Consider the following 20,569-nt stretch of genomic DNA (forward strand, 5'->3'; position numbering starts at 1 on the left):
GGCCGAGCGGGCGGCGCGGGTCATGGCTGGCCGTCGGCCGCCTCGCCGACGAACAGGTAGCCCTTGCTGCGCACCGTCTTGATCAGGCGCGGGTGCATCGGGTCGTCGCCGATCTTGGGGCGGATGCGCGAGATGCGCACGTCGATGGAACGGTCCTGGCCGTCGTACTCGATGCCGCGCAGGGCATTGAAGATCTCCTCGCGGGAGAGGATGCGCCCGGCGTTCACCGCCAGCAGCCAGAGCAGGTCGAACTCGGCGCTGGTCAGCTCGATGCTGCGCTCGCCGAGCCAGGCCTCGCGCATGGCGTTGTCGATTACCAGGCTGCCGAACCCCAGGCGCCGCGGGGTGTCATCCACCGCCTCGGCCAAGCCCTCGCTGCGCCGCAACAGAGCGCGGATGCGCGCCAGCAGCACCCGCGGGCGCACCGGCTTGTACACGTAGTCGTCGGCGCCCATCTCCAGGCCCAGCACCTGGTCCATGTCATCGGTGCGCGCAGTGAGCATCAGGATCGGGCCGTCGTAGCGCCCCCGCACCTTGCGGCAGATGGACAGGCCGTCCTCCCCCGGCAGCATCAGGTCCAGGATCACCAGGTCCGGGCGCTCCGCCAGGATGCGCGCCACCGCCTGGCCGCCGTCCGACTCGATGGCCACCCGCAGGCCGTTGCCTTCCAGGTACTCACGGGTCAGCTCGGCCAATCGCCGGTCGTCTTCGACAATGAGGATGCGCCAGGCTTCTTGTTCCACCACCTACTCCCATTCCAGCGCCCCGAGGGCCAGGAAAAACGCGCGGATTGTAGCAATGCCGGCCGTTCTGCACAGCGCATGCCAGAAAGGCGCAAAAACACTACATATTGTGTTAGCGTGCGCACCCGTCGGCATCCTCGAATCGCCCCTCAGAAGGCCGGCGAAGTGACGACGAACGGTCCACCCCTCGCCACCCTAGGCCTACCCGGCGCCCGCCGGCCGCCGCGCACAGCGCACCCACAACTTATCCACAGCTTGTTCAGTACCCCTCGCCTTGCAATAGCCCAGACAGCGCATTATCTTGTACCCCCATCGCGCAGCACCCCTACATATTGGGGTTTTGCTAGATCACCAGGCACAACCAGAATCAAGTCCCGAAGAGCCTTTTCCGTGCATTCGAACCCGGTGATCCACCGAGAGCCCAACCCACCGCGCTGCCAAAGCAGACGGTGCCGGGGCGAGACACGCAAGACGTGACCGCCACCGGAAGCGGTGCGCAGCCAGAGCAGGCCGCACCACTAGGTATTGTGTTTCTGTCGTCGTGCTTTAACACGGCGACCCCAGACTTAGTAGGGCCGGGAGGCACCTGAGTCCGACCTCTCTGCCTTAGTAGTACCCACCGCCCGGTCCAGGCCGGCGCGGCGAGCTTTGTAACGGAATAACGGGTGCCCCGGCGCCCAACCAGACCTATACGAACATGGAGACCCCCATGCAGACCGACACCACTCGCGAGAACCCGCAGGCCAACGCGCCGCTGGCAGCCGACTCCGCCCAGGACCTGGCCGCCACCGCTCCCGGCCAGCTGCGCGTGATCAAACGCAACGGCACCGTCGTCCCCTACACCGACGACAAGATCACCGTTGCCATCACCAAGGCGTTCCTCGCCGTGGAAGGCGGTACTGCCGCTGCGTCTTCCCGCATCCATGAAACCGTTGCCCGCCTGACCGAGCAGGTCACCGCGACCTTCAAGCGTCGCATGCCCTCCGGCGGCACCATCCACATCGAAGAAATCCAGGACCAGGTCGAACTGAGCCTGATGCGCGCCGGCGAGCAGAAGGTCGCCCGCGACTACGTGCTCTACCGCGAAGCCCGCGCCCAGGAGCGCGCCAAGCGTGGCGCCGCCGCCAGCGACGTTGCCGTACCGCACCCGAGCATCCGCATCACCAAGGCCGACGGCAGCGTCCAGCCGCTGGACATGGGCCGCCTGCAGACCATCATCCGCGAAGCCTGCGAAGGCCTGGCCGAGGTGGACGGCGCCCTGATCGAGCGCGAAACCCTGAAGAACCTGTACGACGGCGTGGCCGAGAAGGACGTCAACACCGCCCTGGTGATGACCGCCCGTACCCTGGTGGAACGTGAGCCGAACTACTCCTACGTCACCGCCCGCCTGCTGATGGACACCCTGCGCGCCGAAGCCTTGGGCTTCCTCGGCGTGGCCGAAAGCGCCACCCACCACGAAATGGCCGAGCTCTACACCAAGGCCCTGGCCGCCTACGTCGAGAAGGGCGCCGAGTTCGAGCTGATCGACCCCAAGCTCAAGGAATTCGACCTGGCCAAGCTGGGCGCCGCGATCAACCACGAGCGTGACCAGCAGTTCACCTACCTCGGCCTGCAGACCCTGTACGACCGCTACTTCATCCACAAGGACGGCATCCGCTTCGAACTGCCGCAGGTCTTCTTCATGCGCGTGGCCATGGGCCTGGCCATCGAAGAGAAGGACCGTGAAGCCCGCGCCATCGAGTTCTACAACCTGCTCTCCTCGTTCGACTACATGTCGTCGACCCCGACCCTGTTCAACGCCGGCACCCTGCGTCCGCAGTTGTCCTCCTGCTACCTGACCACCGTGCCGGACGACCTGTCGGGCATCTACAACGCGATCCACGACAACGCCATGCTGTCGAAATTCGCCGGTGGCCTGGGCAACGACTGGACCCCGGTGCGCGCGCTGGGCTCCTACATCAAGGGCACCAACGGCAAATCCCAGGGCGTCGTCCCCTTCCTGAAAGTGGTCAACGACACCGCCGTGGCCGTGAACCAGGGCGGCAAGCGCAAGGGCGCCGTCTGCGCCTACCTGGAAACCTGGCACCTGGACATCGAGGAATTCCTCGAACTGCGCAAGAACACCGGTGACGACCGTCGCCGCACCCACGACATGAACACCGCGAACTGGATTCCGGACCTGTTCATGAAGCGCGTCTTCGACGACGGCAAGTGGACCCTGTTCTCCCCCTCCGAAGTGCCGGACCTGCACGACCTGACCGGCAAGGCCTTCGAAGAGCGCTACGAGTATTACGAAGCCCTGACCGAGTACAACAAGATCAAGGTGTTCAAGGTCGTCCAGGCCAAGGACCTGTGGCGCAAGATGCTCTCCATGCTGTTCGAGACCGGCCACCCGTGGCTGACCTTCAAGGACCCGTGCAACCTGCGCAGCCCGCAGCAGCACGTGGGCGTCGTCCACAGCTCCAACCTGTGCACCGAGATCACCCTGAACACCAATGCCGACGAAATCGCCGTCTGCAACCTGGGCTCGATCAACCTGGTCAACCACATCGTCGACGGCAAGCTGGACACCGCCAAGCTGCAGAAGACCGTGAAGACCGCCGTGCGCATGCTCGATAACGTCATCGACATCAACTACTACTCGGTCCCGCAGGCTCGCAACTCGAACCTCAAGCACCGCCCGGTAGGCCTCGGCATCATGGGCTTCCAGGACGCCCTGTACCTGCAGCACATCGCCTACGGCTCCGACGCGGCCATCGAGTTCGCCGACAAGTCCATGGAAGCGGTGAGCTACTTCGCCATCCAGGCCTCCTGTGACCTGGCCGACGAGCGCGGCGCCTACGAGACCTTCGACGGCTCCCTGTGGTCCAAGGGCATCCTGCCGCTGGACTCCCAGCAGATCCTCATCGAAGCCCGTGGCCAGAAGTACATCGACGTCGACCTGACCGAGTCCCTCGACTGGGCCCCGGTGCGCGAGCGCGTCAAGAAAGGCATCCGCAACTCGAACATCATGGCCATCGCCCCGACCGCGACCATCGCCAACATCACCGGCGTATCGCAGTCCATCGAGCCGACCTACCAGAACCTGTACGTGAAATCGAACCTCTCCGGCGAGTTCACCGTGATCAACCCCTACCTGGTACGCGACCTCAAGGCCCGTGGCCTGTGGGACCCGGTCATGGTCAACGACCTGAAGTACTACGACGGCTCCGTGCAGCAGATCGAGCGCATCCCGCAAGACCTGAAAGACCTGTACGCCACCGCCTTCGAAGTCGAGACCAAGTGGATCGTCGACGCCGCCAGCCGCCGCCAGAAGTGGATCGATCAGGCCCAGTCCCTGAACCTCTACATCGCCGGCGCCTCCGGCAAGAAGCTGGACGTGACCTACCGCATGGCTTGGTACCGTGGCCTGAAGACCACCTACTACCTCCGTGCCCTGGCCGCCACCAGCACCGAGAAGTCCACCATCAACACCGGCAAGCTCAACGCCGTCAGCTCGGTGATCGACGAAGGCCTGCAGGCTGCTCCGGCCGCCGCGCCGCAGCCGGCGCCGGTGCCGAAGGCGTGCTCCATCGACAACCCCGACTGCGAAGCGTGCCAGTAACGCAGTCCCCGGCGCGGCCATCGCGTTGTTGGCCACTCGGCCGGACCCCATCACGTACGGACGTACGCTCAGGGGCTCCGGCCAAGTGACCGCCTAGCGCTGACTCACGCCGGAAACTGCGGCGCGCCCGCAGCCAGCCCTCCCCTCTCCCGCTGGCGGGAGAGGGGGACGGGTAAAGAGGGAAACCTCAAGCAGTACCGAATCCGAACAGCACGTCCACAAACCGGGCGTGCAGGCCAGGCAAAGCACCGCCGGCCAGATGATCGCTTTAGCGTGCAACCCACTTTCACGCATCCAGACACCAGGAGAGGAAACATGCTCAGCTGGGACGAATTCGACAAAGAAGACCCCACCGAAGCCAAGGCCGCGCCCGCCGTTGCCCAGGCCGCGCAGAACGCCGACAAGCTCGATGACGAAGCCGCCGGCTCCGTGCAGGAAGCCCGCGCCGTATCGGCTGACGACTCCGACGCCGTCGCCCGCGCCAAGAAGGCCCTCGACGCCCTCGACATCCAGGAAGGCCTGGACGACCTCGAAGGCGCCTCCGCGCGCGTACAGGTCGGCGACAAGCAGATGATCAACGCCCGTGCCGACCTCAACCAGCTCGTACCCTTCAAGTACGACTGGGCCTGGCAGAAGTACCTGGATGGCTGCGCCAACCACTGGATGCCCCAGGAAGTGAACATGAACGCCGACATTGCCCTGTGGAAGAGCAAGGACGGCCTCAGCGAAGACGAGCGCCGCATCGTCATGCGCAACCTCGGCTTCTTCTCCACCGCCGACTCCCTGGTTGCCAACAACCTCGTGCTGGCCGTGTACCGCCTGATCACCAACCCCGAGTGCCGCCAGTACATCCTGCGCCAGGCCTTCGAAGAGGCGATCCACACCCACGCCTACCAGTACTGCATCGAGTCCCTGGGCATGGATGAAGGCGAGATCTTCAACATGTACCACGAGATTCCGAGCGTCGCGAAAAAGGCCTCCTGGGGCCTCAAGTACACCCGCTCCATCTCCGACCCGCAGTTCAACACCGGCACCCCGGAAACCGACCGCCAGTTCCTGCGCAACCTGATTGCCTACTACTGCGTACTGGAAGGCATCTTCTTCTACTGCGGCTTCACCCAGATTCTCTCCATGGGCCGCCGCAACAAGATGACCGGCACCGCCGAGCAGTTCCAGTACATCCTGCGCGACGAATCCATGCACCTGAACTTCGGCATCGACGTGATCAACCAGATCAAGATCGAAAACCCGCACCTGTGGGATGCCCAGATGAAGGACGAAGCCACCCAGATGATCCTCCAGGGCACCCAGCTCGAGATCGAATACGCACGCGACACCATGCCGCGCGGCGTACTGGGCATGAACGCCGCGATGATGGAGGACTACCTCAAGTTCATCGCCAACCGCCGCCTGACCCAGATCGGCCTGAAAGAGGAATACCCGGGCACCACCAACCCGTTCCCCTGGATGAGCGAAATCATGGACCTGAAGAAAGAGAAGAACTTCTTCGAGACCCGTGTGATCGAGTATCAGACCGGTGGTGCGCTGAGCTGGGATTGATTCCGGGTCGAACCATTAGGACTATTTGAAACGCTTCAACCTGATATGGATTTTCGGGGTAGCGAAGGAAGACGAAACCCCGCCTTGTGCGGGGTTTTTATTTTCCCAAGGTCAGTTATGCGCAAATCACATGCTTTTCTGTTACTGCTTTCCTTCCTGGCCAATAACCACAGTCATGCTGGCTTGCTGAAAGGCGAAGAAGAGTATGACAAAGCAATTTTAGCCTCATCCCAACTACAGGAAATTTTGCTAGAGGAAAAAAGCCACCCAATAGAAAAAGAAGAGTCAGCCAGAAAAGAACAACTGAGAGAAGCCATCCTCAAGAGCACTGCAACATATAAAGAGAATTTGGAGGCTTCTGCAAAACTTGGCTTCGCACCCGCGCAACACCTTCTTGCCTATACCCTCGCATTTGAAAAACCAAAAAACGAAAAAAGAATTTGCGAACTACTTGAACTCGCATCTCACCAAGGTCTACTTGCCTCCAGCCTAGCTAAAAGAACCTCGTGCTCCGGATCAAGGAACATTGTGGAAATAATTGAGAAACAAAAAAGAGCGACGCACGATATAGCTACCACCCTATCAAGTACCGACCCTTATTCCAGGTTTTACCCAATCCAAGCCTTCCAACGTCCTGAATGTGAAGACCTTCCTTCGCTCGGTGACAACCCCACATTGGAAGAGATGACAGCAGCACTCGCCGCCCCAAAACTAAGCCTCGCCCAGTTCACTGCAGAGGCGCACTTCATTGTTGGCCGTTATGACCAAAACCTAAAAATCAAGGACGCACTGCAGCATCTAAACCAAGCTGAGGAATTCGGTTGCAAAAGCCAGCATTTACTTAATGCCAAGCGCAATCTGACCAAACGCCTTGAACAGCAAAAACTTGGTACTCAAAAGAACTAATTCGATTTAGTGCGTAGGGTGGATGGCGCTCTTCCCATCCACCAACCGGCGCTGAATGCGGCACAACGGTGGATCGGTGAAGCGTGATCCACCCTACCGGAGCCTGAACGTCGGGTGCCGGGGAAGGTGGAAACGATCTTCTCGCTCACCTACCCTCCCGCCCGCACCACGGCCAACTCGGGGCGTAGGGTGGATGGCGCTCTTTCCATCCACCAACCGGCGTTGAATGCGGCACAACGGTGGATCGATGAAGCGCGATCCACCCTACCGGAGCCTGAACGTCGGGTGACGGGGAAGGTGGAAACGACCTTCCCGTTCACCCGCACCGCCACTGACTCAAGGAGGGGTCATGTCCAATTACCGCCGCGCACGAATGCCGGGTGGCACCTACTTCTTTACCGTCAACCTGCGTGACCGGAGCAGCGACCTGCTGGTCCGCGAGATTCACCTGCTGCGCCAGGCGGTGGGCTTGGTGAAGGCGCGCCTGCCCTTCCATATCGATGCCTGGGTGGTGCTCCCCGAACACATGCACTGCCTCTGGACGCTGCCACCCGGCGACCACGCCTTTGCAGAACGCTGGAAAGCCATCAAATTCGCCTTCTCCAAGCGCCTGCCCGATACCGAACCCCGTACCGAACGGCAACGGACGCGAAAGGAGCGCGGCATCTGGCAACGCCGCTATTGGGAACACCTGATCCGCGACGACCTCGATTACCAACGGCACTTCGACTACATCCACATCAACCCGATGAAACACGGGCACGTCCAACAGGTTCGGGATTGGCCGTATTCCAGCTTTCACCGAGCGGTGCGGGATGGCATCTACCCGCCGGATTGGGCCGGGAACGGGGTTGATACCGACGGAGCGCAGTGGGGCGAGTGAGGCCTGCACCGGGCGAGTCGAGCGCGGCACACCGGTGGATCGATGAAGCGCGATCCACCCTACGGGCTACATCCACATCAACCCGATGAAACACGGGCACGTCCAACAGGTTCAGGATTGGCCGTATTCGAGCTTTCACCGAGCGGTGCGGGATGGCATCTACCCGGCGGATTGGGCCGGGAGCGGGGTTGATACCGACGGAGCGCAGTGGGGCGAGTGAGGCCTGCACCGGGCGAGTCGAGCGCGGCACACCGGTGGATCGATGAAGCGCGATCCACCCTACGGGCCAAGCGCCAGGAGTCGGGTGAGGCGTGATGATGGATCGCGGAAGCCCGGCCCACCGGCCAAGCGCCAGAAGCCATTCGGGGCGTAGGGTGGATGGCGCTCTTCCCATCCACCACGCGGCGTCGAGTGCGGAACAACGGTGGATCGATAAAGCGCGATCCACCCTACGGGCCAAGCGCCAGGAGTCGGGTGAGGCGTGATGATGGATCGGGGAAGCGCGGCCCACCGGCCAAGCGCCAGAAGCCATTCGGGGCGTAGGGTGGATGGCGCTCTTCCCATCCACCAACCGGCATCGAGCACGGCACAACGGTGGATCGATATCGCGCGATCCACCCGCCCTCCGCCCTCCCGCTTCCGCCCGCCCGATCAGCCGTTTCCCACGCAGCAACTGCATTGCCACCTTCCGGGTGCGCCCATAGCCTCCGTCCCCGGCGCCTAAGAAACGCTTACTCACCTAGCGGCCTGACCGCTCCCGAAAGTTCAGCGGCTTTTTTGTGCATGCGGCACACTCGCGCACGCTCAAAACCTCTGTATGTCGGGAGTGGGCTAATACAAGACCCGAAAGGGAAATACGTCCGGCCCTCTAGGTGGGGTTTCTTAACTCCCGACGCCAACAGCCCTGAGAAAGCTGTAAGACCTAGCAGAGGTAATGGACATGCCCGACTCACCCCAGCTCCACGACGAGATTCTCATCCCCACCCTGTTCACCCGCCACCGCCGCCAGCTCCGTGCGTTGCTGCTGGACGACGAGCCCTGGTTCGTCCTCAACGACCTGGCGCGGCTGATCAACCGCGTACCGCTCGACGAACGCGCGCCCCGCAACCTCGACCCGGACCAACTGCAGCCTGCCTGGGTGCGCGACAGCAGGGGCGAGTACCAGCGCGAGCTGCTGGTCAGCGACTGCGGCGTCTACGCACTGCTGATCTTCTACTACCACCCGGAGAACGGCGGCATCCGCCGCTGGATCAGCCGCGAGGTGATCCCGCGCCTGCGCGAGGCCCAGCACCCGGATGCCCTGCGCCCCTACCGCGACGTGGTGCACTGGCAGGAACGCCCGCTGGAGGTGCTGCACTGGCAGGGCCGCACCTGGCTGGATGCCAGCGAATGCCACCGCCTGCTGCAGCGACCGGCACGGGTGATCGGCTGAGCCCCCGCGCAACGCGCAAAGCCCCTGCAGCCGAGCCGTCGCAGGGTGCGCCCGGCAAACGGCCAACGCCCGCTTGCACACCCCCGCACAACACCCACCCCGCCCGGCAGACGCTCCGCCGGTAACTTCCAGACTTTCCCCACAGGGCAACGTCCTTGTCCGCCCCGGCCCCCGGCCCCTACCGTTCAGCCAGTCCGGTGCGCCCACAGGCAGGCCGGACGGCCGCAGTGACCGGCCATGTCCTACCCATAACAAAACGGCACAGTGCGACCCGTTCACCGCTCAGGCGACCAGCGAACGGGGCCAGAGCCGAGCAGGAGGAAACATGGAACTCGCCTTCGATCGCTACCCCCAGCAGCCCCACGGTGGAACCCTGGTCAACCAGGTGGTGCCCGCCGACCAGGTACGGGCAGAAATCGCGCGGGCACGCGCCATGCCGTCGATCCGCATCGACCTGGAGGCGGTGATCACCATCGAGATGATCACCACCGGCGTGCTCTCGCCCAACAAGGGCTTCATGAACCAGGCCGACTACCTGTCGGTACTGGGCAGCGGCCGGCTGGCCAACGGCGTGGTGTGGCCGGTGCCGCTGAGCTTCGCGCCGGTGGGCGAGCGCAACCGCGAGGTGATCGCCGCCCTGGCGGTGGGCGATGAAGTAGCCCTGATCGACGAGCGCAACGAGCCGGTGGCCATCCTCGCCATCGAGGACATCTTCGATTACGACAAGGAAGAGCGCGCCCGCCAGTTGTTCGGCACCACCGACCGCAACCACCCCGGGGTGGACGCCATCCACCGGCGCATGGGCGACGTCGCCCTGGGCGGCACGCTGCAGTTGCTGCAACGGGTCGACTGGGGCCCCTTCGAGTCGCTTCGCCTGGAGCCCCGGGACACCTGGAAGCGCTTCTACGAAGAGCGCGGCTTCCGCTCCGTGGCCGGCTTCATCACCGGCGCCAACCCGCTGCACCGGGGCCACGAATACATCCACCGCAACGCCCTGGAAGGCATCGACGGCCTGCTGCTGCAACCGCTGGTGGAAATGGCCAAGCGTGAATACGTGCGCCACGAATACCGCATGCAGGCCTACCGCAACGTGCTGGAGACCTACTACCCGAAGGACCGCGCCATCCTCTCCCCGCTGCGGGTCACCTACATCTTCGCCGGCCCTCGGGAGACGGTGCTGCACGCCCTGATCATGAAGAACTACGGCTGCACCCACGCCCTGATCGGCCGCGACCACGCGGGGATCGGCAGCTATTACGACAAGTACGCCAGCCACAGCATCTTCGACCAGTTCACCCCGGACGAGCTGGGCATCGAAGTGCGCCTGTTCCACGAGGTGTTCTACTGCGTGCGCTGCGCCAGCCACGCCACGACCGAAACCTGCCCCCACGACGAGCGCTACCGGCTGAACATCTCCGGCACCGGCATCCGCGAAATGCTGCGCCACGGCCTGGTGCCGCCCAAGGAGGTGGTGCGCCCGGAGTCGGCCCTGGCGGCCATGCAGGGCATCCAGCCCAAGGGACTGGGGGACGACGGCGAAGGCACCCTGCCGGTGGCCAAGGTGATCCAGAGCCTGTTCCCCTTCTACACCCGCTTCACCCGCCTGGGCGGCGCACCGCGCCAGCAGCCGCTGGACGCGGAGGCCCTCACCGTGCGCGACCTGGAACTGGCCTGCCACGAAGCGCGCACCCACACCGGCGATGTCTACGACGGCGTCTACCGCGAGTACACCGCCCTGCTGGACCACAACCGCAGCCTGCAACCGGCCTGGGTGGACGACGCGCGCGACGCCCTGCACCGGCAGCAGCGGCGCCTGCTGGATGACCTGGACGAGAAGTTCAGGCAGGCGCCGGAGCAGGCCTCCGACGAGTTCATGTATCAGGACCAGGCGGAAGTGCAGCGGGAACTGAGCGCCGCCCGCACGCTGCTCGACGACATCCCCACGGCGATGGACGCCACCCGCCTCGCCAACCGCGCCTGGAACAGCCTGCCCTACCCCCGCTACCGCGGCGCCGACGACGCCTGACCCCACACCCCACGGCAGCGCCTGCATGGGCTGCCGTGGGTGTTTCTTTCCCTCCACCGACCGGCATCGAATCGGGCCATGGCGGCAAACGCAGGATGGGCTGAGCGGTGCAAAGCCCATCATTGCCCGAGCGCCGGGGGGCGATGCGGTTCGCACAGCTCACCGCATCCTACGGGCCCGCCCGTGGGGTCACCGGCGTTGCATGGGGCAACACGGTGAACCGATGAACTCGAATCGAGGCATGGCGGCAAACGCAGGATGGGCTGAGCTGTGCGAAGCCCATCATTGCCCGAGCGCCGGAGTCGATGCGGTTCGCACAGCTCACCGCATCCTACGGACCCGCCCGTGGGGTCACCGGCGTTGCATGGGGCAACACGGTGAACCGATGAACTCGAATCGGGGCATGGCGGCGAACACAGGATGGGCTGAGCTGTGCGAAGCCCATCATTGCCCGAGCGCCGGAGCCGATGCGGTTCGCACAGCTCACCGCATCCTACGGACCTGCCCGTGGGGTCACCGGCGTTGCATGGGGCAACAGCCCGCTCCACCCTCGAATCGAGGCATGGCGGCAAACGTAGGATGGGCTGAGCTGTGCGAAGCCCATGATTGCCCGAGCGCCGGGAGTCGATGCGGTTCGCACAGCTCACCGCATCCTACGGACCCGCCCGTGGGGTGGATGGCGCTCTTCCCATCCACCGGCCGGCGTCGGATGCGGCACAGCGGTGGAACGATGAAGCCTGCTCCACCCGACGGGCCGAAGCGCCGGGGATGACGCGAAAAAACGTTACGGTATAACATCTGCACCCCCTGACCCCGGCACGGAGACATGAGCGGTTCCGTGCAGCCCCTCCCCGCCCTGTCGACCGGCCTTGCGCCCGCGTCGGGCCGGCTGCCGTCCCGCTCACCTGCCGGGGCGCCCTCCCGACCCGGTTGCAAGGACACACGATGAAGAACGAGCTTGCCCCCCTGGCCATGCTGGCCGCCCTGGCAGGTGGCGCCGAAGCGGCGTCCACTGGCGAATCCACCCTCACCCTCGGCGAAGTCCGGGTGGACTCCACCTCCGGGCGCCCCCTGCAGACCGGCAGCAGCGTGCTGACCTCGGTGGACGTGCTGGGCGCCGACAAGGTGGAGGAAAAGAACGTGATGAACAGTTGGGAGCTGCTGGGGCAGATGCCCGGCATCCAACTGACCGAGACCCGCCAGGGCGCCGAATCGGGCAAGGCCACCTTCCGCGCCTTCAACGGCGAGGGCTACATCAACGGCATCAAGACGTTGATCGACGGCGTGCCGAGCAACGTCAACAGCGGCAACCAGCGCTTCATCGACATGGTCTTCCCCCTCGACATCGACTACATCGAGGTGGTGCGCGGCACCAACGACCCGCGCTACGGCCTGCACAACATCGGCGGCAACATCAACTTCGTCACCCGCCAGGGCGGCAACTACAGCGACGGCCGGCTGACCTACGGCAGCTTCAACACCCGCGAACTGCAGGTGGCCGTGGGCCGCGAGTCGGGCAACTTCGCGCAGAACTACTTCTTCGCCAAGCAGGACTCGGACGGCTTCCGCGACCACGCCAAATCGGACAAATACTCCCTCGGCGCCAAGTGGTTCTTCACCGACGACGAGGGCCTGCTCAAGGTCGGCCTGGTGACCCGCCTCTACCACCACGAGGCCGACGAGCCGGGCTTCCTCACCCGCCAGGAACTCAAGGCCAGCCGCACCGACTCCGCCGCGAAGAACGCCAACGACGGCGACGACCGCGACATGAAGCAACTGGCGCTGCACCTGGACTGGCAACTGCGCGACGACCTGAGCCTGAGCAACACGCTCTACCACAATCGCTACGAGGACGACCGCAAGGTCACCTTCACCTCCTACGCCGTGGGCAACGCACCGCGCCAGCGCCGCCAGTGGGACGAGCGCCAGACCGGCCTGCTGAGCAACCTCACCTGGGCCAGCACCGACTGGCTGACCCTGGACGGCGGCATCAACCTCGAACACCAGGACAACGAGTACCGTCGTTACCGCTACAGCTACAGCGTGCCGACGGACTTCGACGCCCCGCCGGCGCGCATCCAGAACGACGACGCCTACACCCTGGACAACTTCGGCACCTACGTGCAGGCGGTGATCCAGCCCACCGAGCAGTTGAAGATCATCCCGGCGTACCGCCTGGACCGCTTCTCCGGCGAAACCGAACTGCCCGGCGGCATCAAGGCCGACCTGCAGGACTACGGCTGGATTCGCCAGCCCAAGCTGAGCGTGGTCTACAGCCTCACCCCGGACCTGAACGTCTACGCCAACTGGGGCCGCACCTTCCAGATCCTCACCGGCTCCCGCGAGCCGGCCTACCTCACCGCTGGGCAGAAGACCTTCAAGCCCTCCATCAACACCGGCAAGGAAGTGGGCGTGCGCTTCAACCCGGTCAACGGCACCGAAACGCGCGTCGCCCTGTGGCAGCAGGACGCCACCGACGAAGTGGCCAACATGCCCAGCACCGGCACCACTGTCGGCCTCGGCAAGACCCGCCGGCGCGGCGTCGACCTGCAACTGACCGCCGAACTCGACGAGCACTGGAGCCTCTGGGCCTCCCACTCGATCCAGGAGGCCAAGGTGGTCAGCGCCTTCACCGCCAGCGGCCAGTCCCTGGCGGGCAAGGAGGTGTTCTCCACCCCGCGCCACATCTCCAACCTGGGCGCGGACTACCGGCTCAACGACGACTGGCGCTTCGGCCTGCAGGCCCGCGCCCAGGGCGACTACTACATCGACGAGCTGAACCAGCAGGGCAGGTACGGCGGCTACGCGCTGCTGGACGCCAGCGTGAACTACCGGCTGAGCCCCACCACCAGCCTGGACCTGCAGGTGAAGAACCTCACCGACCGTCAGTACGAATACGTCTGGTACGACAACTTCTTCTGGGGCGGTGCTGACCAGCCGATGTTCTCCCCGGCACCGGGGCGCACCGCCTACCTGTCGCTGAACCTGAAGCTTTAGCCCCGAGCGGGCGTGGCAGCCACCCTGCCACGCCCGCGAACCCCATCCCACCGGGCGCAAACGCTCCTCGACAGCCCGCCCGGCGCGGCCGTAGCATCCGGCCTTTCCCACGAAACCACGGACCGGATCATGGAAAAGACCGACCTGGGCGGTATGCGCTTTCTCATCCACGGCTTCCTCAGCCCCGACGAATGCCAGGGCCACATCCACGCCAGCGAAGCCCTGGGCTACGAAGAAGCCGCCATCCAGACCCGCGACGGCGGCCAGGCGATGAACAAGGCCATCCGCAACAACGACCGCATCCTCTTCGACGACCCGGCCCTGGCCCAGCGCCTGCTGGAACGGGCCCGCCCCTGGCTGCCCGACTGCCTGGACAACGAGTGGCAACTGGTGGGCCTGAACGAACGCTTCCGCTTCTACCGCTACACCCCGGAGCAGTACTTCAAATGGCACCGGGACGGCGCCTTCCAGCGCAGCCCCAGCGAGATCAGCCAGCTGACCCTGCTCATCTACCTCAACGACAACTACCAGGGCGGTGCCACCCAACTGCGTGACGAAGCCGACATCCGCCCCGAGGCCGGCATGGCCCTGGTCTTCCCCCACCGTGTGATGCACCAGGGCTCGCCGATAGCGGCCGGGGTGAAGTACGTGCTGCGAACCGATGTGATGTACCGGCGGATAGAGGCCGGGGCTACCCCGACAGGAGGGGCATGACCATGCACCTGCTTTACCCATGCGCACCTGATAACCCGCGCGTCCCGGACGAGACGTTCGCCGAGGAGTTCGCAGCGGCCACAGCGGCCGGCCTCGCCTGTTCGCTGTTCTCCTGCGAAGAGCTGGAGCTGCAACGCTTCAAGCCGACGCCCACCCTGGGTGAAGGCGCTCGCGTTCTGTACCGCGGCTGGATGCTGACGCCGGACACCTACCGCTACCTGACCGACGCCGTCGCCAGCAAGGGCGCCATTGCAATGACCGGCCCGGCGCAGTATCGGCATTGCCACCACCTGCCCGAGTGGTACCCGCACTGCCGGGACCTGACCCCCGCCACCCTGGTGCTGCCCCGCGAGGCCGACTTCGCCGCCGCACTGGCCGACACCGGCTGGACCGCCTGCTTCGTCAAGGACTACGTGAAATCGCTGACCACCCAACGCGGCTCGGTGGCCCGCAACGCCAATGAAGTGATCGAGATCCTCACGCTCATCGAACGCTACCGGGGCGCCCTGGAAGGCGGCGTGTGCCTGAGGGAATTCGAGCCACTGAAGCCGGAGACGGAGACGGAGGAGCGTTACTTCGTCCTCGACGGCCGCGCGTTCGGGCGCAACGACGAGGTCCCGGCACTGGTTCATGAAGTCGCCCGGCGAGTGCCCTGCCCCTTCTTCTCGGTCGACCTGGTGGCCTCCGAAACCGGCGCCCTGCGCCTGGTCGAGCTGGGCGACGGGCAGGTTTCCGACCGCAAGCAATGGCCGGCGGATCGCTTCGTGGCGATGTTGCAGTCAGCGCGGGGTTGAGCGGAAACAGGCCCTACCGATTCGCCAGGAAAATCGCCAGCGCGGCAAAACGCTTTCGGGCTTCCCAGGCGAATACCCGATTGGCCAGCGGATCAAGCAGCCACCCTAGCCAGCGCGGGCGCAGCTTCAGGCTGAAGCTGTAGATCAGCTCGGAGCGCCCACCGTCGAGATCGCGATGACGCATCGACGCCGCCCACGACTCGAACAACCCGGTTGGCTCCACCAGCATGGCGGCTGCAACCTTGCCCGGCTGGTAGTTCACGAAGCGGGTACGCATTGCCAGCAGGCGCTTCCAGCCCTTGCCCCGGTTGAAGGACACCGCGCCGATGGAGGGGTGGCTGTCGCCTGTCTCCATATGCGCGACGGCCAGCAAGGTGTCCCACTGCAACCGCACGCGGTGGTTATGGAAGGTTTCGAAGGTGGCGTCGGCGGAGGCCGGCATGATCAGGGTGAAACGGTGGGTGCTCATGAGTCTGGGCCCCGGTGCGGTCCCCCTGCCGACGCAACCCGATGCAATGGCCCTGCGGGCGACGCAATTGGCAAAGGGAAGCGCCGTCCTCCGGCACAACCTGAAAGGCACGGGGCAGTAATCACGCCCTGACCACAAGGGTCTTCGCAGCATGGTCGCCAAGGCGCTGGCGTCGCTGCCCGAAGATGAAGATCACGTCGAAAATGCCCAGCAGGCCAACCAACCCCCGCAGGCAGGATTTGTGCAATTCGCAGGGCGCACCGGTCTCGCTGTCGACAACGCGGATCTTCAGCAGGCGCTTGCCGATGCCCTGTCCATTGAACCCGTCCTTGGCCAGCAGATAGCCGAACAGCAGCAGCATGCCGGCCTTGCCGACGGTGTCCTGGATGCCGCTGTGGTGAGCGGTCAGGAACTCGATGGCGGTACTGATCACGGCCAGCACCAGCAAGGCCAGCCAGAAGTCGAGCTGCGATGCCACCAGCCTCGCCCAGAGCGGGGCGAGTTGCAGGTCGAGCGGTTCATGCCGAACCGCGCTGGATGCTGGGGCTTGTCGCGGCACGGCACACTCGCCCGGGGTCGATTCCCGCTCAGCAAGCACGCCGCGTATGACCCGCTCGGCCACCTCGGTCAACCCGCCCTGCTCAAGCAAATCGACCAGGACCTCCGTCCGTCTACCGCTGTAGGTTTCCCGCAAGCGCGCTTCGGTTGCATCCATTTCCGACTTCCTTGTGATCGACAGGGTGGCGGATTCTGTGTTGCCGCCACTTCAGCCGTCAATCACCGCAAAAAGACCGGATATCGCCGCAATCGACCTTGCCATGCGCGACCCATTACCACTCACCCTTGCGCTCTCCATCGGCCTCGATAAAGTATCGCGGCGGCGAAATGAGATCACCGCAAGAACCTTCACTCAGGAACGAGTAATCCATGACCAAGATCATGATGTGCACGGCGGCGCTGGCAGTTGCGCTGCTCTCCGGTTGCGCTTCGGTACCGATGGAATCCCCCGAAAAAGACGCAGCCCTCAAGGCCTTCCCGAACCCGCCGCAGGACCAGTCCGCGGTCTACATCTTCCGCGACACGTCCCTGGGCGCTGCGCTGAAGAAGACCGTGAAGATCGACGACAAGGTGATCGGGGAAACCGCACCCAACACCTATTTCTACCGCCTGATCACCCCGGGTGCGCACGTGCTGTCGACCGAGTCCGAGTTCGGTGACAACACCCTCAACCTGAATGCCCAGCCCGGCAAGAACCACTATGTACGCCAGTCCATCCGGATCGGTGTGTTCGCCGGTGGCGCCACCCTGAGCGAAGTCTCCGAGTCCGAAGGCAAGAAGGCCGTGGCCGACACCAAGCTGGCCCGCTGAAAACCCCGTGGATGGGGTCGGCAATCGACTCCATCCACAGCCTGCTCGCACACCCCGCCCCCTCGTCGTTGCCCGCCTTTCTCCAAGCTGCTACAAGCCTTCATCCCCATTTGAAAGACGAATACCCCCATGGACCACAGTGACAGATCGAATAACCGTCTGTTCGAGCTGGACCTGCTGCGGGCGCTGGTGGCGGTGGCCGATTGCGGCAGTTTCACCAGTGCCGCCGGGCGTCTCAGCTCCACGCAGTCGACGGTGAGTCAGAAGGTCCGGCGGCTGGAAGAGCTGGCCGGGCATCGGTTGCTGGAGCGCGGTAACCGCGATGTGCTGCCCACCGATGCCGGGGAGACGCTGCTGGCCTATGCCCGGCGCATGCTGGCGTTGAACGATGAACTGCACGAGGCGCTGGCCGGGGCGCGGGTGTCGCTGACGGTGCGCATCGGCGTGCCGGATGACTTCGCCGCCGGCAGCACCACCCGCCACCTGGCGGTGTTCAACCACCACTTCCCCCAGGCCAAGCTGGAGGTCACCAGCGGGTTGAGCCGCGACCTGGCCGCCAGCTATGACCGTGGCGAGCTGGACCTGGTGCTGATCAAACAGCGCCGCAACAGCCGCGACGCCATCGCCCGCTGGCCGGAGAAGACCCGCTGGGTGGACAGCGCGCGCACCCCGGCTGCCCAACTGGACCCGCTGCCCATCGTCACCTTCCCGCCGCGCGGGCTGTACCGCGACGAGATGATCAGCGCCCTGGAAGCCGCCGGCCGGCGCTGGCGCATCAGTTTCACCAGCTCCAGCCTGAGCGGCATCCAGGCTGCCATCGCCGATGGCATGGGCGTCGGTCTGCTGCCGGCGCGGGCGGTGACGGCCGACCACGCGGTGCTGCCGAAGAAGATGGGGCTGCAGCCACTGGACCTGTTCGAAGTGGCGCTGCTGCACCGCCCCAGTGCCGGGCCGGTGATCAAGGCGCTGGCCGAATCCCTGTGCCGCCTGCTGGACGAGGAACGCCAGCGCTGAGGTCGCGCATCGCATTCGATAACCGAATGCGACCCATCCCGATATTTAATTTGTGGATGCAAAGGCGGCTGGATATCGTGGATTCCGCCCCGCGCACCTGCGACCCGTCCGGTTGCGGCTGCGCCCATGCGACGCCAGCGTCTGCCTCATGGCCACTGGCGGGGCGCCGAATACCCACAGGAGACTTTTCGTGTCCAAGAAGCCTTTCTATTTCGCCCCCCACGGCGGTCACCCGGCCCAGACCGAGCTGCTGACCGACCGTGCGATGTTCACCGAAGCCTACGCCGTGATCCCCAAAGGGGTGATGCGTGACATCGTCACCAGCCACCTGCCCTTCTGGGACGACATGCGCATGTGGGTCATCGCCCGCCCGCTGTCCGGTTTCGCCGAGACCTTCTCCCAGTACATCGTCGAGCTGGCGCCCAACGGCGGCAGCGACAAGCCCGAACTGGACCCGAACGCCGAGGCGGTGCTGTTCGTCGTCGAAGGCGAGCTGACCCTGACCCTGCAGGGCCAGGTGCACAGCATGCAGCCGGGCGGCTATGCGTTCATTCCGCCGGGCGCCGACTACAAGGTGCGCAACACCTCCGGCCAGCACACCCGCTTCCACTGGATCCGCAAGCACTACCAGCGCGTTGACGGCGTGCCGCTGCCGGAAGCCTTCGTCACCAACGAGCAGGACATCGAGCCGAAGGTGATGCCGGACACCGAAGGCCGCTGGAGCACCACCCGCTTCGTGGACATCAGCGACATGCGCCACGACATGCACGTGAACATCGTCAACTTCGAGCCGGGCGGCGTGATCCCCTTCGCCGAGACCCATGTGATGGAACACGGCCTCTACGTGCTGGAAGGCAAGGCGGTGTACCGCCTGAACCAGGACTGGGTCGAGGTGGAAGCCGGCGACTTCATGTGGCTGCGCGCCTTCTGCCCGCAGGCCTGCTACTCCGGTGGCCCGGGTCGCTTCCGCTACCTGCTGTACAAGGATGTGAACCGCCACATGCGCCTGACCCTCAACCAGGCCCATTGATCCAGACGACGGGAGCCCAGCGCTCCCGTCGTCGTTTCTGCGGTGCCGCAAAGGCTTCGTAGCCTGGGCTTCAGCCCAGGGATGCCTCGGTGGATCCCGGCCCCGGGCTGAAGCCCGGGCTACGGTTGCTGCTGAACCTCGGAGACGACGGGAGCCCAGCGCTCCCGTCGTCGTTTCTGCGGTGCCGCAAAGGGTCCGTAGCCTGGGCTTCAGCCCAGGGATGCGTCGATGGACCCCGGCCCCGGGCTGAAGCCCGGGCTACGGTGGCTGTCGAAACTCGGAGCAGCAGCGCTTCGCGAGCAGGGCTCGCTCCTACAGGGCTCGGATGGCCTGATCTCCCGGCGTCGTTTCTGCGGGGTTGCAAAGAACCCGTAGCCTGGGCTTCAGCTCAGGATTGCCTCGGTGGACTCCGGCCCCGGGCTGAAGCCCGGGCTACGGTGGCTGCCGAACCTCGGAGCGGCAGCGCTTCGCGAGCAGGGCTCGCTCCTACAGGGCTCGGATGGGCTGATCTCCCGGCGTCGTTTCTGCGGTGCCGCAAAGGCCCCGTAGCCTGGGCTTCAGCCCAGGGATGCGTCGATGGACCCCGGCCCCGGGTGAAGCCCGGGCTACGGTCACAATCACCCGAGTGGTGCTGGAAAGCACCGACCTGGTGGCCATGCTCTGGCACGAGCGCGTGCACCGCGACCCGGCCCACCAGTGGCTGCGGGAGCAGATCGTCAGCGCCCTGTGAGCCGGCCGCTCAGCCCGCGCAGTTCATCCACCCCCAGGCCATGCCCAGGGCCGCCAGGTACAGGCCCAGGCCGAACACCAGGTGCGTGCGCAGGCTGCGCAGCCGCGCCTTGAGCGGCTCCGGGGTGCGGGCGGCGGCGATGCCGAGCCCGAAGGCCGGCTGCATCACCAGGAAGGGCGCCGCCACGCTCAGCAGCCCGAACACCAGCGCCGGCCACAGGCTTGGCCGGCACAGCCAGGCAGGCCCGGCAACCGCCACCAGCAACGCGGCGAAGCCGATGCCGATCAGGTAGTGGCAGG

At 65.0% G+C, this 20,569-nt stretch carries 16 protein-coding genes and 1 pseudogene; 13 read left to right on the plus strand and 4 right to left on the minus strand.

Going from position 1 to position 20,569, the window contains the following annotated elements:
- Positions 1-20: 20 nt before the first annotated feature.
- Positions 21-743, minus strand: coding sequence for a response regulator (locus A9G05_RS10485; RefSeq protein WP_069560923.1), 723 nt, complete (start codon positions 741-743; stop codon positions 21-23).
- Between the two features lie 709 nt (positions 744-1,452).
- On the opposite strand from A9G05_RS10485, the gene A9G05_RS10490 reads away from it, so the two are divergent.
- The 9 genes from A9G05_RS10490 to A9G05_RS10525 all read left to right on the plus strand — a co-directional run bounded on the left by A9G05_RS10490 (position 1,453) and on the right by A9G05_RS10525 (position 15,659).
- Positions 1,453-4,347 carry a ribonucleoside-diphosphate reductase subunit alpha gene (locus A9G05_RS10490; RefSeq protein WP_069560910.1) on the plus strand — a complete coding sequence of 965 codons (2,895 nt, stop codon included), beginning with the start codon at positions 1,453-1,455 and terminating at the stop codon, positions 4,345-4,347.
- Between the two features lie 315 nt (positions 4,348-4,662).
- Positions 4,663-5,907: a ribonucleotide-diphosphate reductase subunit beta gene (locus A9G05_RS10495; RefSeq protein ID WP_069560911.1), complete on the plus strand. Its 1,245-nt coding sequence runs from the start codon at positions 4,663-4,665 to the stop codon at positions 5,905-5,907.
- 117 nt (positions 5,908-6,024) lie between these two features.
- On the plus strand, positions 6,025-6,813 hold the full coding sequence (locus A9G05_RS27190) for a hypothetical protein (protein WP_139131123.1): 789 nt from the start codon (positions 6,025-6,027) through the stop codon (positions 6,811-6,813).
- 349 nt (positions 6,814-7,162) lie between these two features.
- The gene (locus A9G05_RS10500) at positions 7,163-7,696 is read left to right on the plus strand and encodes a transposase (RefSeq protein ID WP_069560912.1); all 534 of its coding nucleotides are present in this window, start codon (positions 7,163-7,165) and stop codon (positions 7,694-7,696) included.
- Between the two features lie 940 nt (positions 7,697-8,636).
- Complete coding sequence (locus A9G05_RS10505) at positions 8,637-9,128, plus strand: phage antirepressor (protein ID WP_240920422.1); 492 nt, start codon at positions 8,637-8,639, stop codon at positions 9,126-9,128.
- A 325-nt stretch (positions 9,129-9,453) separates the two neighbouring features.
- Positions 9,454-11,154, plus strand: a complete 1,701-nt coding sequence (locus A9G05_RS10510; RefSeq protein WP_069560914.1) for a sulfate adenylyltransferase — start codon at positions 9,454-9,456, stop codon at positions 11,152-11,154.
- Between the two features lie 945 nt (positions 11,155-12,099).
- The gene (locus tag A9G05_RS10515) at positions 12,100-14,151 is read left to right on the plus strand and encodes a TonB-dependent receptor (RefSeq protein WP_069560915.1); all 2,052 of its coding nucleotides are present in this window, start codon (positions 12,100-12,102) and stop codon (positions 14,149-14,151) included.
- Between the two features lie 129 nt (positions 14,152-14,280).
- Positions 14,281-14,865: a 2OG-Fe(II) oxygenase gene (locus tag A9G05_RS10520; RefSeq protein ID WP_069560916.1), complete on the plus strand. Its 585-nt coding sequence runs from the start codon at positions 14,281-14,283 to the stop codon at positions 14,863-14,865.
- Positions 14,862-15,659 carry an ATP-grasp domain-containing protein gene (locus tag A9G05_RS10525; protein WP_256548347.1) on the plus strand — a complete coding sequence of 266 codons (798 nt, stop codon included), beginning with the start codon at positions 14,862-14,864 and terminating at the stop codon, positions 15,657-15,659. Before A9G05_RS10520 ends, A9G05_RS10525 begins: the two co-directional genes overlap by 4 nt.
- Positions 15,660-15,672: 13 nt before the next feature.
- On the opposite strand, the gene A9G05_RS10530 is transcribed toward A9G05_RS10525, so the two are convergent.
- Both A9G05_RS10530 and A9G05_RS10535 read right to left on the minus strand, forming a co-directional pair.
- Positions 15,673-16,128 carry a hypothetical protein gene (locus tag A9G05_RS10530; protein WP_069560917.1) on the minus strand — a complete coding sequence of 152 codons (456 nt, stop codon included), beginning with the start codon at positions 16,126-16,128 and terminating at the stop codon, positions 15,673-15,675.
- A gap of 121 nt (positions 16,129-16,249) precedes the next feature.
- Entirely contained in the window at positions 16,250-16,843 is a 594-nt protein-coding gene (locus tag A9G05_RS10535; protein ID WP_083272537.1) for an RDD family protein, read from the minus strand.
- Positions 16,844-17,055: 212 nt separating this feature from the next.
- Between A9G05_RS10535 and A9G05_RS10540 the strand changes: the two genes are divergently transcribed.
- The 4 genes and pseudogenes from A9G05_RS10540 to A9G05_RS28425 all read left to right on the plus strand — a co-directional run.
- Positions 17,056-17,496 (plus strand): DUF2846 domain-containing protein, encoded by a 441-nt coding sequence (locus A9G05_RS10540; RefSeq protein ID WP_069560918.1) that lies wholly within the window; start codon positions 17,056-17,058, stop codon positions 17,494-17,496.
- Positions 17,497-17,625: 129 nt separating this feature from the next.
- A complete protein-coding gene (locus tag A9G05_RS10545; protein WP_069560919.1) occupies positions 17,626-18,510 on the plus strand; it encodes a LysR substrate-binding domain-containing protein in 885 nt (294 codons plus the stop codon).
- A 190-nt stretch (positions 18,511-18,700) separates the two neighbouring features.
- Complete coding sequence (locus A9G05_RS10550) at positions 18,701-19,540, plus strand: bifunctional allantoicase/(S)-ureidoglycine aminohydrolase (RefSeq protein WP_256548348.1); 840 nt, start codon at positions 18,701-18,703, stop codon at positions 19,538-19,540.
- 649 nt (positions 19,541-20,189) lie between these two features.
- Positions 20,190-20,270, plus strand: a pseudogene (locus tag A9G05_RS28425) (hypothetical protein); the annotation flags it as partial.
- 9 nt (positions 20,271-20,279) lie between these two features.
- Here the strand turns inward: A9G05_RS28425 and A9G05_RS10555 are convergent.
- Positions 20,280-20,569 (minus strand): DUF2938 family protein (locus tag A9G05_RS10555; RefSeq protein ID WP_139131124.1); only part of this gene is annotated, 290 nt, incomplete at its 5' end.

The sequence above is a fragment of the Pseudomonas sp. ENNP23 genome (assembly GCF_001728945.1).
GTDB lineage: Bacteria > Pseudomonadota > Gammaproteobacteria > Pseudomonadales > Pseudomonadaceae > Metapseudomonas > Metapseudomonas otitidis.